Below are 14,510 nucleotides of genomic sequence, written 5' to 3'. Positions count from 1 at the left end.
TGGTTAAATCACTCCCTGTGCGCCTTCCATAACGCAATAAAAGGGGCACCCAGTCTTAAGCCGGGTGCCCCTTTTGCGGTGATCCAAACCGTTAGATCTCGCTGATGATCTTCTCCAGGATCGTCAGCCCCTCTTCGAGCAGGTGGTCGGGCATGACCAGCGGCGGAAGGAATCTCAGAACGTTGCCGTAGGTGCCGGCGGTCAGCACGAGCAGTCCCTCCGCGTGGCACCTGGCGGCGATCTCGCCGGCCGCCGTCGGGTGCGGCTCCTTGGTGCCGGGGACGACCAGCTCGATCGCGATCATGGCGCCCCGGCCGCGCACGTCACCGATCACCGGGTTGCGCTCCGCCACGGCCCGCAGCCGGGGGAGCATGACCTCGCCGATGTGACGGGCCCTGCCGGTCAGGTCCTCGGCCTCGATGGTCTCGATCACACCCAGCGCCGCCTCACAGGCCAGCGGGTTGCCGCCGTAGGTGCCGCCGAGACCGCCGACGTGGACCTTGTCGAGCAGTTCGGCCCTGCCGGTGACGGCCGACAGGGGCAGGCCGCCCGCGATGCCCTTGGCGGTGACGATGATGTCGGGGACGACGCCCTCGTCCTCACAGGCGAACAGGTGGCCGGTGCGCGCGAAACCGGTCTGGACCTCGTCGGCGATGAAGACGATGCCGTTCTCCCGGCAGAACTCCGCGATCCTGGGCAGGAAGCCCTTGGCCGGCTCGATGAAGCCGCCCTCGCCCGCGATCGGCTCGATCACCACGGCGGCCACGTTCTGCGCGCCGATCTGCTTGCCGATCTGGTCGATCGCCTGGGCCGCGGCCTCCTCGGCGCAGTTCTCCGGGCCGGTCGGCCAGCGGAAGGGGTAGGCCAGCGGCATCCGGTAGACCTCAGGGGCGAACGGCCCGAACCCGTGCTTGTACGGCATGCTCTTGGCCGTCAGCGTCATCGTCAGCAGCGTGCGGCCGTGGTAGCCGTGGTCGAAGACGACGACCGCCTGGCGCCCCGTGGCGTGCCGCGCCACCTTGACCGCGTTCTCCACGGCCTCGGCGCCGCTGTTGAGCAGGAAGGTGCGCTTCTCGTGGTCACCGGGGGTCAGCTCGTTGAGCCTCTCGCAGACCCGGACGTAGGACTCGTAGGGAGTGACCATGAAACAGGTGTGCGTGAAGTCCGCGACCTGCCTGGTCACCCGCTCGACCACGCGCGGGGCGGAGTTGCCCACGCTGGTCACCGCGATGCCGGAGCCGAAGTCGATCAGTGAGTTGCCGTCGGCGTCGACGACCACACCGCCCCCGGCCTGCGTCACGAAGACGGGCAGCGTGGTGCCGATGCCCGGAGGAACGGCGGCCTGCTTGCGCGCGAACAGCTCGCGGGATTTGGGGCCGGGAATCTCGGTGACGACCCGGCGCTCCTGAGGAAGCGAGGGGCCGCCCTGGGTGACGGTGCTCATGCTGTGACGGTATGTCGCGCGTACCGGGATGCGGATGATGCACTATGGCAAAATTACCGACGGCACTCTTGCCGTAACGTACAAATCCGGGGGTGATCGTGGCACCGACGCTCCGCACCGTCGTGCGGCGTCTGCCGCTCAAACTCGCCGTGCTGGCCGGGCACGACGCGCTCGACAGTCAGGTCCGCTGGGTCGCGGTCAGCGAGCTTGAGGACCCCACCCCCTTCCTTGAGGGCGGCGAACTGGTGCTGACCACCGGTATGCGCCTGCACGAGGCGGACGCGGCCCCCTACGTCGGCAGGCTCGTGGCCAGGAACGTCACCGGTCTCGGCTTCGGCGTCGGCCTCGGGCACGAGGAGATCCCCGCCGGGCTGGTCGAGGCCGCGGCGCTGGCGGGCCTGCCGCTGATCGAGGTGCCCCGCGACACCCCGTTCGTGGCCATCAGCAAGCTGGTCAGCGACCTGATCGCCGCCGAGCAGTACGAGGAGATCAGCCGCGCCTTCGCCGCCCAGGGACGCCTGACCCGCGCCGCGCTCCGTCCGGAGGGGGCCGCCGCGGTGATCGACCGCCTGGCCCACGAACTGGGCGGCTGGGCCGCGCTGCTCGACGAGGCGGGGGCCGTACGGCACGCGGCGGGCAGGGACGCCTCCCACGTCACCAGGCTGCTGCCCGAACTGGAGCGGCTCAGGAAACCCGCGGGACGCGGCGCCCCGGCGAGCCTGGCGCTGTCCACCCCGGCCGAGCACATCGTCGTGCAACCACTCGGCGCCCGCCGGGTCAGGGGGTTCTTCGCGGTCGGCGCGGAGCGGCCGTTCACACCGGTCGCGCACACCGTGGTCAACGCCGCCGGGTCGCTGCTGACGCTGGCCATCGAGCACGGCAGGGAACATCTGGCCGCCGAGCGCAGGATCCGCGCGGCCGTGCTGAGGTTGCTGCTGGCCGGGCAGACCGAGGCAGGGCGGGAGGTCCTGGGATTGCTGGGGGAGACGTTGCCCGTGGACCGGCTGGTCGTGCTGGCCGTCCGCGGCGACCGGGAGGCGGTGCTCGACGCCGTCGCGGCGGGCTTCGCCGGGGCACCCACCGGAGTCTTCGCCGCGCCGGACGCGGAGCGGGTGGTCCTCCTCGCCCCCGAGGGCCTCGCGGACGAGGTGGCCCAGGCACTCGCCGAGTACGGCGAGGTCGGTCTCGGCGCCCCGGTCGGTCTCGACGACCTGCGCGCCGGACTCGGCCAGGCGGACCGGGCACTGGCCGCGGCCGGTCGCGGCACCGAGCGTGTGACGCGCTTCGCCGACCTGGCGGGCCAGGGTCTGCTGTCCCTGCTGGACGCCGAGGCGGCCGAGGCGTTCTCCGCCGCGCTGCTCGCCCCCCTGCGCGAGTACGGCTCGCGCGCCGACCTGCTGGAGTCCCTGCGCGCCTACCTGGCCTGCAACGGCCACTGGGACGCCGCCGCGCAACGGCTCGGCGTGCACCGGCACACTCTGCGTTACCGTATGCGCCGTGTCGCCGAGCTTCTCGGCCGCGACCTCGACGACCCCGGCGCCCGCGCGGAGCTCTGGGTCGCGCTGACCACGGCGGGATGACCACGTCCTCCGCAGGTCACGGCTTCTCGGTCAGATAACGGGAGATGGTGGCATAGGTGACCGCGTTGTAGGTCTCGCCGTCCCGCAGGTGACCTGACCGCTCCAGGCTGATGGCGCCCTGCGCGGCGGCCCACAGGGCGTCGGCGATTCTCCTGGGCTGGGTCGGGATGATGTATCCGGCGGAGATGCAGTCCGCGATCACCCGGTCGAGGATGTTGAGCGCGGCCCTGGCCAGGGTCCTGGCCCGCTCACTCGGCACGAAACCGGGGATCGCCCGCTCGAACATCAGGGCGTAGTAACCGGGCTCGGCCAGGGCGGCCTCCCGGTAGGCGGGACCGAGCGCGGTGAGGTGCTCAAGGGCGTTCCTGCGCGGAGGCACGGCCTCAAGGCGCCGTCTGAACCGCTCGAACCCCTCAAGGTAGAGCGCCTCGGCCAGCCCTTCCTTGCTGCCGAACATGGTGTAGACGACCGTCGTCGAGCACCCGGCCTCGGTGGCGATGCGGCGCATCGACAGGCTTTCCGGGCCGACGGTGACGAGAAGCTGACTGGCCACGTCGAGGAGCCGTCCGCGAAGCTCGTCCTGGCCCGCCCGTTCGCCGAGGTGATAGGCACCCTGCAGCCCGCGCGGCGCCGGAGAGGTCATGCGGCCACGCCCTTCCGCTGTGAGGGAGTTGCAACCGTGACTTAGCCAGAGCGAAGATCGTTCAAACCGTCGTCATATAGGAATATCCATAAAGCGGGCCGGTTTCGTTACAGCCCCCAAGAGAGAAGAGGACATACGGAACGGCGCATCGCGCTGACCGTCTTGTACGCCCTGGAGTAACGCCCCGTCGTGGCGGTTGGCATACCGTCTGAGCATGGACGTGCGCCCCTTCTGGCTCGCCGGCCGTCCCGCCACCGGGGACGCCGAGCTCACCGTGACCAACTCACACGACGGCCGTGTCGTCGGCCTCTGCTCAGTGCCGACGGCCGACCAGGTCGAGGAGGCCGTCGCAGCGGCGGTGGCCGTGCGCGGGCAGGCCGCCGCGCTCCCCATCCACGTGCGGGCCGACGCCCTCGCCCACGTCTCGCGCCGCCTGGCCGAGCGCGCCGAGGAGCTCGCCCGGCTGATCATGGAGGAGAACGGCAAGCCGATCTTCTGGGCCCGTGGCGAGGTCAACCGCGCGATCTCCACCTTCAGGTTCGCGGCCGAGGAGACCCGCAGGCTCAGCGGCGAGGTCATGCGCCTGGACACCGAGGCCGGCTCCGCGGGCCGTCTCGCCTACATCTCGCGCGTCCCGCACGGCCCGGTCCTGGCGATCACGCCGTTCAACTTCCCGCTCAACCTGGTGGCCCACAAGGTCGCCCCCGCCATCGCGGTCGGCGCGCCGGTCATCGTCAAGCCCGCCCCCGCGACCCCGCTCTCCGCCCTGGTGCTCGGCGAGATCCTGGCCGAGACCGACCTGCCCGAGGGCATGTTCTCCGTGCTGCCGGTGCCCAACGACCGCGCGGGCGCGCTGGTCGAGGACCCGCGCCTGCCGGTGGTCTCCTTCACCGGCTCCGGCCCCGTCGGTTACGCGATCATGGACCAGGTGCCGCGCAAGCACGTCACCCTGGAGCTCGGCGGCAACGCCGCCGCGGTCGTGCTCGCCGACGCCGACCTCGACTGGGCGGCTTCGAGGGTCGCGCTGTTCTCCAACTACCAGGCCGGGCAGAGCTGCATCGCCGTCCAGCGTGTGATCGTCGAGGAGTCCGTGCGTGAGGACTTCCTGGCCAGGCTGGTGCCCGCGGTCGAGGCCCTGGTCGTCGGCGACCCCGCCGACGACCGGACCCAGGTCGGGCCGCTGGTCTCGGTCGAGGCCGCGGAGCGCGTCGAGCAGTGGGTCAAGGAGGCCGTCGCGGCCGGTGCTCGGCTGCTGGCGGGCGGCACCCGCGAGGGCGCGACCGTCGCCCCGACCGTGCTCGCCGACGTCCCGCACGACGCCAAGGTCTCCTGCGAGGAGGTCTTCGGCCCGGTGATGATCGTTCAGTCGGTCTCCGGCGTGGACGAGGCGTTCGCCACGGTCAACGACTCCAAGTACGGCCTGCAGGCCGGGGTGTTCACCCGCAACCTGGACGTCGCCTTCCGCGCCAACCGCGAGCTTGAGGTGGGCGGCGTGGTCATCGGGGACGTTCCGTCCTACCGCGCCGACCAGATGCCCTACGGCGGCATCAAGGAGTCCGGCGTCGGCCGCGAGGGCATCCGCTCCGCCATCGTCGACTTCACCTACGAGAAGGTCATGGTCCTGACCGGGCTCTCCCTGTAGGCCCCAGAGAGGTACGGCCCGCACCCTGGGGCGCGGGCCGTACCCTCATGATCTCTGGGCGACGGCGTAGAGCCGTCTGGCGGTCTCACCGAAGTAGGGGCCGTACATCGTGCCGCGGTCGTCGCTGTACTTGAAGCTGCTCACCGAGGTGACCGTGCCGTGCCCGGTCACGGGGTCGAAGCCGCTCAGCCAGGGGCCGCCGCTCGACCCGGCGGTCATGTCGCAGCGCAGGCCTTGGTCGCTGGTCTGGCCGTGCGGGTCGTCACGGACCGTCCCCGCGCAGAAGACCAGGTTCTCGCCGTCGTAGGGCAGGTCGGCGGGGAAGCCGAAACCGTGGGTCTGACGGCCCCTGGCGGTGTCGAAGGCGATGTCCTGGACGCCGACGACCTCGGCCAGGTGCCTGCCGCCCCGCGGGTTGACCGCGACCATGCCGATGTCGTGGCTGTCGTCACCACCCCGCGCCCACGCGCCCGTCACGAACATGCGCCGGGCCGTGAACTGCCCGTACGGCCGTCGCCCCCGGTCGTAGCCGGGCACGAAGACCCAGTTGTCCGCCCACGCGCCCGTGCCGTTCTTGACGCAGTGGCCCGCGGTGACGACCAGGTCCGCGTTGGCGCTCCTGACCGAACTCGCCGAGCACACGAAGTCGGTCCCGCCGAGGGTCATGAACACGCGCCCCGTCGTACGGGCGACCTGCCCGCCCGCGCCCCAGCGGGCACCGCCGACCCGCGCGCCGTACCGGGTGCGGGTCGCGCCCGGCGGGGCCTTGACGGACCGCACGGCGGACCTTCCGCCGGGTCTCGCGGCGAGTCTCACGACGGAGGGTCTCGTGCCGGGTGTCTCGAAGGAGGCCTTCAGCCCGAGCAGGCCGGTGACCGCGCCGAGCACGCCGGTCACCGGCCCGAGCAGGCCGATGGGGGCGGCGGCGGCCATCCGGCGGGGCGTCCAGTAGGCGAGCACACGGCGCTGCTCGGCGGAGTTTCCCGCGCCCGTGTGCCCGGCGACGCCGGTGTCGTCTCCACCCGGGGTCGCCGGCTGTGCGAGGTGTTCGGCCAGTCCGTGCGAGGTCTGCCGGTGTTCGGGGGCCGTCGTGCCGGTCGCGGGGGCGCCGAGCAGCCCGGCGACGAGCACGGCACCCAGGAGCAGGGGGAGGCTCGAAGTCATGGGCCGAGTTTGCACTACCAGATGTGTTCTTGTTGCTACTTTCGGTGAAAGTCGAGGGTTGTCGGCGCTCTGCGTACCCTCGGCGGCGGTCCGACCGGGAGGGGCCATCCGGGAGAATGGGCCCGTGCAGCCAGACACCACGCGTTCGGTCGCCCTGCTCGGCTCTACCGGCTCGATCGGGACCCAGGCCCTCGACGTCATCGCCCGCAATCCCGCCCGGTTCCGGGTCGTGGCCCTGGCCGCGGGGGGTGGCAGGGTCGACCTGCTGGCCCGCCAGGCGGCCGAGTTCGGGCCCGACGTGGTGGCCGTCGCCGATCCGGCCGCCCTGCCCGAGCTGCGGCGGGCACTGGCCGGGCACGGGGTGAGCCCCACGGTCCTGGCCGGGCCGGAGGGGGTCGCCGAGGCGGCAGCCTGGCCGTCCGATGTGGTCCTCAACGGCGTCACCGGGGCGCTCGGACTGACCTCGACGCTGGCCGCGCTTGAGGCGGGCCGGGTGCTCGCCCTGGCCAACAAGGAGTCGCTGATCATCGGCGGTCCCCTGGTCAAAAGGCTGGCCAAACCCGGGAGACTGCTGCCGGTCGACTCCGAGCACTCCGCCCTGGCCCAGTGCCTGTGGGCCGCGGGTCCGCAGGGGCCGGACGCCTCCGCCGTACGGCGGCTGGTCGTCACCGCCAGCGGCGGCCCCTTCCGCGGCAGGCCGAGGGAGCAGCTCACCGGGGTGACCCCGGAGCAGGCCCTGGCGCATCCGACCTGGTCGATGGGGCCCGTCGTCACGGTGAACTCCGCCACACTCGTCAACAAGGGCCTTGAGGTCATCGAGGCCCATCTGCTCTTCGACATCGGCTTCGACCGGATCGAGGTGGTGGTCCACCCGCAGTCGGTCGTGCACTCGATGGTCGAGTTCGTCGACGGCTCGGTCGTCGCCCAGGCCAGCCCGCCCGACATGCGGCTGCCGATCGCGCTGGCCCTCGGCTGGCCGGAACGGGTCCAGGCCGCGGCTCCTCCGGTCGACTGGACCAGGGCCCACACCTGGACCTTCGAGCCCCTCGACGACGAGGCGTTCCCCGCCGTCGCGCTGGCCCGCCACGTCGGCTCCGCGGGGGGTACGGCCCCGGCCGTCTACAACGCCGCCAACGAGGTCTGCGTCGAGGCCTTTCTCACCGGGCGGCTGCCGTTCACCGGCATCGTGGACACCGTGGCCGCGGTCGTCTCCGAGCACGCCGTGACCTCGGCGGAGACGGTCGCAGAGGTGCTGGACGCTGACGAATGGGCACGGATTCGGGCACGGGAGCTCACGGCTACTGCCTAGACTGGAGATGTCCCCGACTCACCAAGGGCTGAAAATGACTTCTGTTGCTCTCGGGATCCCGTCCGTGAGGACCAGGCCGATCGCCGAGCGACGCAAATCCCGTCAGATCATGGTTGGTTCCGTTCCTGTCGGCGGTGACGCGCCGGTCAGCGTGCAGTCGATGACCACCACGCTCACCGCGGACGTCAACGCGACGCTCCAGCAGATCGCCGAGCTGACCGCGTCCGGCTGCCAGATCGTCAGGGTCGCCGTGCCGTCCCAGGACGACGCCGACGCGCTGCCGATCATCGCCAGGAAATCCCAGATCCCGGTCATCGCCGACATCCACTTCCAGCCGAAGTACGTCTTCGCCGCGATCGAGGCGGGCTGCGCGGCGGTCCGGGTCAACCCGGGCAACATCAAGAAGTTCGACGACAAGGTCGGTGAGATCGCCAGGGCCGCCGCCGACCACGGCGTGCCGATCAGGATCGGCGTCAACGCCGGCTCCCTGGACCCCAGGCTGCTGCAGAAGTACGGCAAGGCCACCCCGGAGGCGCTGGTCGAGTCGGCGCTGTGGGAGTGCTCGCTGTTCGAGGAGCACGGTTTCCAGGACATCAAGATCTCGGTCAAGCACAACGACCCGGTCGTGATGGTGCAGGCGTACCGGCTCCTCGCGCAGCGCTGCGACTACCCCCTCCACCTGGGCGTCACCGAGGCGGGGCCCGCCTTCCAGGGCACGATCAAGTCGGCCGTGGCCTTCGGCGCCCTGCTGGCCGAGGGCATCGGCGACACGATCCGGGTCTCACTGTCGGCCCCTCCGGTCGAGGAGGTCAAGGTCGGCGCCGCGATCCTGGAGTCGCTGAACCTCCGCGAGCGCGGTCTGGAGATCGTCTCCTGCCCCTCGTGCGGACGCGCCCAGGTCGACGTCTACACCCTGGCCGAGCAGGTCCAGGCGGGCCTGACCGGCCTGAAGGTCCCGCTGCGGGTCGCGGTGATGGGCTGCGTGGTCAACGGTCCCGGCGAGGCGCGGGAGGCCGACCTGGGGGTCGCCTCGGGCAACGGCAAGGGCCAGATCTTCGTCAAGGGCAAGGTCATCAAGACCGTCCCCGAGTCGCAGATCGTGGAGACCCTCATCGAGGAGGCCCTGCGGCTTGCCGAGGAGATGGGTGTGGAGATCGACTTCGACGACGAGGACGCCCCCGGCCCCGAGGTCGTCGTCCGTTAATCCGTTGCCGTCCCTGCCCGGACAGGGCAGGGTTCACGTCATGATCGAAGTACGTGTCCTGAGCTCGGACGACTGGCCGCTGTGGCGGGAGCTGAGGCTGGCGGCCCTCGCCGAGGCGCCGGCCGCCTTCGGGGCGAGACTGGCCGACTGGCAGGGGGACGGCGACCGCGAGGACCGCTGGCGGGGCCGCCTTGAGATACCCGGTTCGCACAACGTGGTCGCGGTCCTCGACGGAGTGCTCGCCGGAATGGCCAGCGGTGTCCCCGCCGACGGCGCGGACACGGTCGAGCTGATCTCGATGTGGGTCAGCCCCCAGGCCCGGGGCCGGGGGGTCGCGGGCCACCTGATCCAGGAGATCGAGCGGTGGGCGGCGCTGCGGAGCACCGCGACCCTGCGCCTGTGCGTGATGCCGGACAACGACGCGGCCATCGCGCTCTACCGGGGCCACGGCTTCAAGGACACCGGGGAACTCGGCGACCTGCTCGACGACGGCAGGAGCAGGGAGATCGTCATGGCCAAGCCCCTGGGTGGCTCCGGAGGGTGACCGGACGGCCGGTGGAAAAGGTGAGATCTCCTGATCTCTGGGGCGAACGGGGCGAATGTGTCGGGTGAACAACCTGGGGCCATAACTCAGAGTCGCCATTGACTACCCTTGGTCGCTGGGCTTGATTTGGTTGCGGTCCTCACTCGTCGTCACGTTCCGCGACGGGGAGGCAAGGCGTCGTCCTCCGTTGAAAGGAAGCGCATGTTCCGCACCTCTGCCCGCGCGGCGACCCTGGCCCTGGCGGCTCTGACGGGTCTGGCCGGTCTCGTGCCCGCCTCCTCCGCCTCGGCCGCCGTGTCGAGTACCCCCGTCCACACCACCGTGGCGGGGGCCGACGACTGCGGTCGCGAGCTAGGCGAGTGGATCGACGGCGGCCACGCCGTCTACCGGGGAAACCTCCGTGCCGAGCTCAGTGACGAGACGGTCGAGGCGATCGTCTCCTTCCAGGACGACCGGGTCGAGGTCGTCCTCGACGGGCGCTCCTCCGGGTCGCGGCGCCACCGGTTCAACCCGGACCGGCCCGGCATCACCTGGACCACCTTCGGCTTCTCGGTCCTGCTCGACCGTCCCACCTGTGAACGGGACGGCGTGGGCGAGGCCAACCTCGCCCTGAGGGCCCCGGGTCTCGGGCGCCTGCAGGGCCAGGTCCACCGGGAGGAGTAGGTTCGCGGGCGGGTTGTCTCGTGGGGCGGTTCCGCGCGGGCGCGCGGGGTCGCCCCACGGCGTCTCCCGGACCGGCCAGGTGTTCAGGGGCGTCGCGCGTCCACCTCGATCTCTATCCTCATCCGCGGATCGGACAGGCCGCAGACGATCATCGTCGCCGCGGGCCGTACCTCGCCGAAACGGCGGCGCAGGGCGGGCCAGCACAGCTCGAAGTCCGCGCGGTCGGGCAGCATGTAGCGCACGCGCACGACGTCGGCGAACGAACAGCCCGCCTGGGTCAGTGCGCTCTCGATGTTGCGCAGGCACTGTTCGGCCTGCTCGACCACGTCATCCGAGATCGTCATCGTCGCGTAGTCGAACCCGGTCGTCCCGGACACGTGGACCCGGTCGCCGTCGACCACCGCGCGCGCGTAACCGATCTCCTCCTCGAAGGTGGAACCGCTCAAGATCGCATATCGCTCCGTCATGTGATGGATGCTAGTCAGGGCTCCCGGACGGCAACGTGACGGTCACGGGATGGCAAGGATCTCGTCGTACCGCCCGTGGCCGGGTCACCGGCTGGGAGACCATCGCCTCTGCCGTACGAGTAGGGGGAATTCGTGAAAAGGGTTGTCGGGGTCGCCGTGGGCTTCGCGGTGTTCGCCGCCATGGCCGGGCTACCGCAGGAGGCGGCGGCGCAGGAACGGGACGATCTGGTCTGGGGGCCCTGCGAAACACCGGGCAAGGCCTCGTCGGACGCGGACGCCTCCTCAGGGACCGGTGAACAGGCGGGTGTGGCGGTCGAGTGCGCCTCCCTGAGGGTCCCGCTCGACTACGCCGATCCTGACCGGACCATCAGCCTGGCGCTGAACCGGATCAGGGGCGGGGACTCGCGGAACCATCTGGGGGCGTTGCTGGTCAACCCGGGAGGGCCGGGGGCCTCCGGCCTCAGCCTGGCCAGGCGGGTCGCCGCCCAGCTTCCCCCCGACCTCGCCGGACGGTTCGACGTGATCGGGTTCGACCCGCGGGGGGTCGGCCACAGCGAACCCGCGCTGCGGTGCGTCGATCCCGCCGAGTACTACGCCCCGCCCCGTCCGGACAACGTTCCCGGCAACGCCGAACAGGAGGCGGTGCTGCTCGGCAGGGCCCGCCGGTACGCCGAGGCCTGCCAGAGCCGGTGGGACTGGATGCTGCCGCACCTGAGCACGGAGAACAGCGCCAGGGACATGGACGAGATCAGGAAGGCGCTGGGCGAGGAGAAGATCAGCTATCTGGGCTACTCGTACGGCACCTATCTCGGCGCGGTCTACGCCACCCTCTTCCCCGGCCGGGTGAGCCGGATGGTCATGGACAGCGTGGTCGACCCGAAGGGCATCTGGTACGGCTCCAACCTCGCCCAGGACGTCGCCTTCAACCGGCGCCACCGGGACTTCCTGCGCTGGACGGCCCGTCACAACGACGTCTACCGGCTCGGCCGGACGACCAGGATGGTCTCCTTCGCCTGGTACGCCATGCGCAACCGGCTGCGTGTCCGCCCGGCGGGCGGGGTGGTCGGGCCGAGTGAACTCGACGACATCTACACCCTCGGCGGCTACTCCGACCTCGTCTGGCCTCAGCTGGCCAAGGCCTTCTCCACCTACGTCAAGAAGGGGGACGACGCCCCGCTGCTCGCCGCCTACCACAGGTACGCCGAGAACGACGCCGAGGACGAGAACGGCTACGCCGTCTACCTGGGGGTGCAGTGCCATGACGCCGCCTGGCCCGGCCAGTGGAGCAAGTGGCGCGCCGACATGTCCAGGACGCACGCCAAGGCCCCCTTCCTGACCTGGTCGAACGCCTGGTACAACGCGCCGTGCGTGTTCTGGCCCGAGCGCGGGGGCACCCCGGTGACGCTCAAGGACAACGCCGGGCTGCCGCCCATCATGATCGTTCAGGCGGAGCGCGACGCCGCGACGCCGTACCGGGGGGCGCTGCGCATGCGGGCGGTGTTCGGGCGCTCCAGGATGCTGGCCGTGGCCGGGGGAAACCACGGGGCCACCTTCAGCGGCAACCAGTGTGTGGACCGCAGGCTGGCGACCTACCTCAGGGACGGGACGCTCTTCGGCCCGGCCAGACGGGCGGCGCGAGGACCGGACGCCCGCTGCGCCGCGACCTCGCAGGCACCGGCCGCGGCCGGGTGACAACACAGGCCACCCAGGGTAGATGACAGGCTCTGTGTTGGTTCCTGCCAAAATCGTGGGGGTCGCGTAGGCTGGGCGCGTGATGCTGCGCACAATGGCGTCGCGCGTGCTCGACGACAACGATCGTGACGAGGTGCTGGCGATCCTGGACGCCGACCCCGTCTCCAACGTTTTCGTCGCCTCCAGGGTTCGTGCCGTCGGTCTCAGCCCGGCCAGGCTCGGCGGCCAGATGTGGGGGTTCGGCCCGCGCGGCGGCCTCACCTCGCTCTGTTACGCGGGAGCCAACCTGGTCCCGGTCAACGCCGGCGCCGAGGCCGTGCACGCCTTCGCCGAGCGTGCCCGCAAGCAGGGGCGCCGCTGCTCCTCGATCGTCGGCCCGTCCGACGCGGTCGAGCCGCTCTGGGAGCGGCTCGAACCGTACTGGGGGGCGGCCCGCGCGATCCGGTGGACCCAGCCGGTGATGGAGGCGACCGAGCCGTCCCCGGTCCCGGCCGACCCCCTGGTCAGGCGGGTCAGGCCGGAGGAGTTCGAGATCCTGCTGCCCGCCTGCGTCGCGATGTTCACCGAGGAGGTCGGCATCTCGCCCGAGGTGGGCGACGGGGGCGCGCTCTACCGGTCACGGGTCGCCGAGCTGATCCGGATCGGCAGGTCCTACGCCAGGATCGACGACGGCCGGGTCGTCTTCAAGGCCGAGATCGGCGCCGTGACCCCCCAGGCGTGCCAGATCCAGGGGGTCTGGGTCCACCCCGAGCTGAGGGGCAGGGGCCACGCGGTCGCCGGGATGGCCTCGGTGCTCAAGCACTCCCTCGAATGCTTCGCGCCGGTGGTCTCGCTGTACGTCAACGACTACAACGCCCCCGCGAGGGCGGCCTACCGCAGGGCGGGGTTCCGCGAGGTCGGCACCTTCATGTCCGTCCTCTTCTGAGGAGCGGGTTCACAGGGCCCGGACGAGCCTGGTCAGCAGGTGTTCCAGTTCGGCGCCGGGGTCGGCGGTGAGACCCGCGTGCACCGGGCCCGTCTGCACGATCGTGCTTCGCGGGGCGGTCAGCCAGCGGAACCGGCTGCCGAGCGACTCGCCCGTCAGCGGACCCTCCTCGCCGAGGCAGGAACGCCGGTAGGCGCCCAGAGCGTGTCGTACGCCCTCGACGTCGGCGTTCGCGTCGAGGGCCCGCAGCCTGGCCTCGTCAAGCTCGATCCCGGCGCACAGGTAGTCGCGCGGCTGGCAGTACAGCAGCACCCCGGCGTTGATCAGTTCGCCGCGTTCGACGCGGGGGACGACCCGGATCACGGCGTACTCGTAGACGTCTCTCACCGGTTGTCCTTCCAGAACGCGCCCACCGAGCCGGTCTTGCCGCCCTGCCGTGCCCCGGGAGCCCCCTGGGGAAGCTCCTGGGGGAGCCACCGCCTGGGGGCCTGCGCCCTGGCCAGCAGATGCTCCACATAGGCCTGCCGTACGGCCTCGGCCCCGTCGAAGCCGGGTTCGTCCTCAAGCCACTCGTCGGGGACCTCGTCGACGACTCCGTCGAGGAGGTCCCTGGTGATCGTCTCGCTCAGCTCGGCGTCGACCTCAGGGAGAAGGGTCGCGTGGGGGGCGAGCACGTGGTCGGAGCCGTCGAAGGGGCGCTCCGGGTCGGCGGCCGGCCAGTTGTGGTGGAACCACAGGGCGGCGCCGTGGTCGATCAGCCAGGTGTCGCCGTGCCAGACGAGGAGGTTCGGGTTGCGCCAGCTGCGGTCCACGTTGTGGATCAGGGCGTCGAACCAGAGCAGCCGGGAGGCGAAGCCGGGGTCGGGCGGCCAGGTGAGCGGCTCGAAGCCGAGGGCCGCGGGCAGGAAGTCGACCGCCAGGTTGAGCCCGGCGCTGGCCCGCAGCAGGTCCTGGATCTCCTCGTCGGGCTCCCGCACGCCGAGCTGCGGATCGACGTCGATCACCTTCAGGTCGGGGGTGCGGAAGCCGAGGCGGCGGGCCAGCCCGGCGGCGATGATCTCCGCGACGAGCACCCTGCGGCCCTGCCCCGCGCCCCGGAACTTCACGACGTAGGTCCCGAGGTCGTCCGCCTCGACCACGCCGGGAAGCGACCCGCCCTCGCGCAGCGGGGTCACGTATCGGGTGGCCGTGATCTGTTCCAGCACTCCGCCAGGCTAGCGGATGGTCACGGTC

The 14,510-nt window shown here is 71.2% G+C and carries 14 protein-coding genes; 8 read left to right on the top strand and 6 right to left on the bottom strand.

What is annotated here, in order from left to right:
* Nucleotides 1–91 precede the first annotated feature (91 nt).
* Entirely contained in the window at nucleotides 92–1,444 is a 1,353-nt protein-coding gene (gene gabT / locus ABZ470_RS09345) for a 4-aminobutyrate--2-oxoglutarate transaminase (RefSeq protein ID WP_352008397.1), read from the bottom strand.
* A 92-nt stretch (nucleotides 1,445–1,536) separates the two neighbouring features.
* Here gabT and ABZ470_RS09340 point away from each other — a divergent pair, with 92 nt between their 5' ends.
* Entirely contained in the window at nucleotides 1,537–3,024 is a 1,488-nt protein-coding gene (locus ABZ470_RS09340) for a PucR family transcriptional regulator (protein ID WP_362910985.1), read from the top strand.
* Nucleotides 3,025–3,040: 16 nt separating this feature from the next.
* Here ABZ470_RS09340 and ABZ470_RS09335 read toward each other — a convergent pair whose 3' ends face one another.
* The gene (locus ABZ470_RS09335) at nucleotides 3,041–3,667 is read right to left on the bottom strand and encodes a TetR/AcrR family transcriptional regulator (RefSeq protein WP_352008399.1); all 627 of its coding nucleotides are present in this window, start codon (nucleotides 3,665–3,667) and stop codon (nucleotides 3,041–3,043) included.
* 214 nt (nucleotides 3,668–3,881) lie between these two features.
* Between ABZ470_RS09335 and ABZ470_RS09330 the strand changes: the two genes are divergently transcribed.
* Nucleotides 3,882–5,309 carry an aldehyde dehydrogenase family protein gene (locus ABZ470_RS09330; RefSeq protein ID WP_362910984.1) on the top strand — a complete coding sequence of 476 codons (1,428 nt, stop codon included), beginning with the start codon at nucleotides 3,882–3,884 and terminating at the stop codon, nucleotides 5,307–5,309.
* A 45-nt stretch (nucleotides 5,310–5,354) separates the two neighbouring features.
* Here ABZ470_RS09330 and ABZ470_RS09325 read toward each other — a convergent pair whose 3' ends face one another.
* The gene (locus tag ABZ470_RS09325; protein WP_352008401.1) at nucleotides 5,355–6,473 is read right to left on the bottom strand and encodes a hypothetical protein; all 1,119 of its coding nucleotides are present in this window, start codon (nucleotides 6,471–6,473) and stop codon (nucleotides 5,355–5,357) included.
* Nucleotides 6,474–6,597: 124 nt separating this feature from the next.
* Between ABZ470_RS09325 and dxr the strand changes: the two genes are divergently transcribed.
* The 4 genes from dxr to ABZ470_RS09305 all read left to right on the top strand — a co-directional run bounded on the left by dxr (nucleotide 6,598) and on the right by ABZ470_RS09305 (nucleotide 10,193).
* Nucleotides 6,598–7,782 (top strand): 1-deoxy-D-xylulose-5-phosphate reductoisomerase, encoded by a 1,185-nt coding sequence (dxr, locus tag ABZ470_RS09320; protein ID WP_352008402.1) that lies wholly within the window; start codon nucleotides 6,598–6,600, stop codon nucleotides 7,780–7,782.
* Nucleotides 7,783–7,816: 34 nt separating this feature from the next.
* A complete protein-coding gene (ispG, locus tag ABZ470_RS09315) occupies nucleotides 7,817–8,986 on the top strand; it encodes a flavodoxin-dependent (E)-4-hydroxy-3-methylbut-2-enyl-diphosphate synthase (RefSeq protein WP_352008403.1) in 1,170 nt (389 codons plus the stop codon).
* A gap of 40 nt (nucleotides 8,987–9,026) precedes the next feature.
* Nucleotides 9,027–9,530, top strand: a complete 504-nt coding sequence (locus ABZ470_RS09310; protein ID WP_362910983.1) for a GNAT family N-acetyltransferase — start codon at nucleotides 9,027–9,029, stop codon at nucleotides 9,528–9,530.
* 201 nt (nucleotides 9,531–9,731) lie between these two features.
* Nucleotides 9,732–10,193, top strand: a complete 462-nt coding sequence (locus tag ABZ470_RS09305; RefSeq protein ID WP_352008405.1) for a hypothetical protein — start codon at nucleotides 9,732–9,734, stop codon at nucleotides 10,191–10,193.
* 83 nt (nucleotides 10,194–10,276) lie between these two features.
* Here ABZ470_RS09305 and ABZ470_RS09300 read toward each other — a convergent pair whose 3' ends face one another.
* The gene (locus tag ABZ470_RS09300) at nucleotides 10,277–10,660 is read right to left on the bottom strand and encodes a RidA family protein (RefSeq protein ID WP_352008406.1); all 384 of its coding nucleotides are present in this window, start codon (nucleotides 10,658–10,660) and stop codon (nucleotides 10,277–10,279) included.
* A gap of 132 nt (nucleotides 10,661–10,792) precedes the next feature.
* Between ABZ470_RS09300 and ABZ470_RS09295 the strand changes: the two genes are divergently transcribed.
* Complete coding sequence (locus ABZ470_RS09295) at nucleotides 10,793–12,352, top strand: alpha/beta hydrolase (RefSeq protein WP_362910982.1); 1,560 nt, start codon at nucleotides 10,793–10,795, stop codon at nucleotides 12,350–12,352.
* An 82-nt stretch (nucleotides 12,353–12,434) separates the two neighbouring features.
* Nucleotides 12,435–13,277 (top strand): DUF4081 domain-containing protein, encoded by an 843-nt coding sequence (locus ABZ470_RS09290; protein WP_352009434.1) that lies wholly within the window; start codon nucleotides 12,435–12,437, stop codon nucleotides 13,275–13,277.
* 9 nt (nucleotides 13,278–13,286) lie between these two features.
* Here ABZ470_RS09290 and ABZ470_RS09285 read toward each other — a convergent pair whose 3' ends face one another.
* Entirely contained in the window at nucleotides 13,287–13,664 is a 378-nt protein-coding gene (locus ABZ470_RS09285; RefSeq protein ID WP_352008408.1) for a DUF3037 domain-containing protein, read from the bottom strand.
* Nucleotides 13,661–14,482, bottom strand: coding sequence for a HipA family kinase (locus tag ABZ470_RS09280; RefSeq protein ID WP_352008409.1), 822 nt, complete (start codon nucleotides 14,480–14,482; stop codon nucleotides 13,661–13,663). Before ABZ470_RS09280 ends, ABZ470_RS09285 begins: the two co-directional genes overlap by 4 nt.
* Nucleotides 14,483–14,510: the final 28 nt, after the last annotated feature.

It is taken from the genome of Streptosporangium sp. NPDC020072 (assembly GCF_040631445.1).
In the GTDB taxonomy this organism is placed as follows: domain Bacteria; phylum Actinomycetota; class Actinomycetes; order Streptosporangiales; family Streptosporangiaceae; genus Streptosporangium.
Note: the sequence above shows the minus strand (reverse complement) of the source record. Positions and strands in the feature narration are given on the sequence as shown.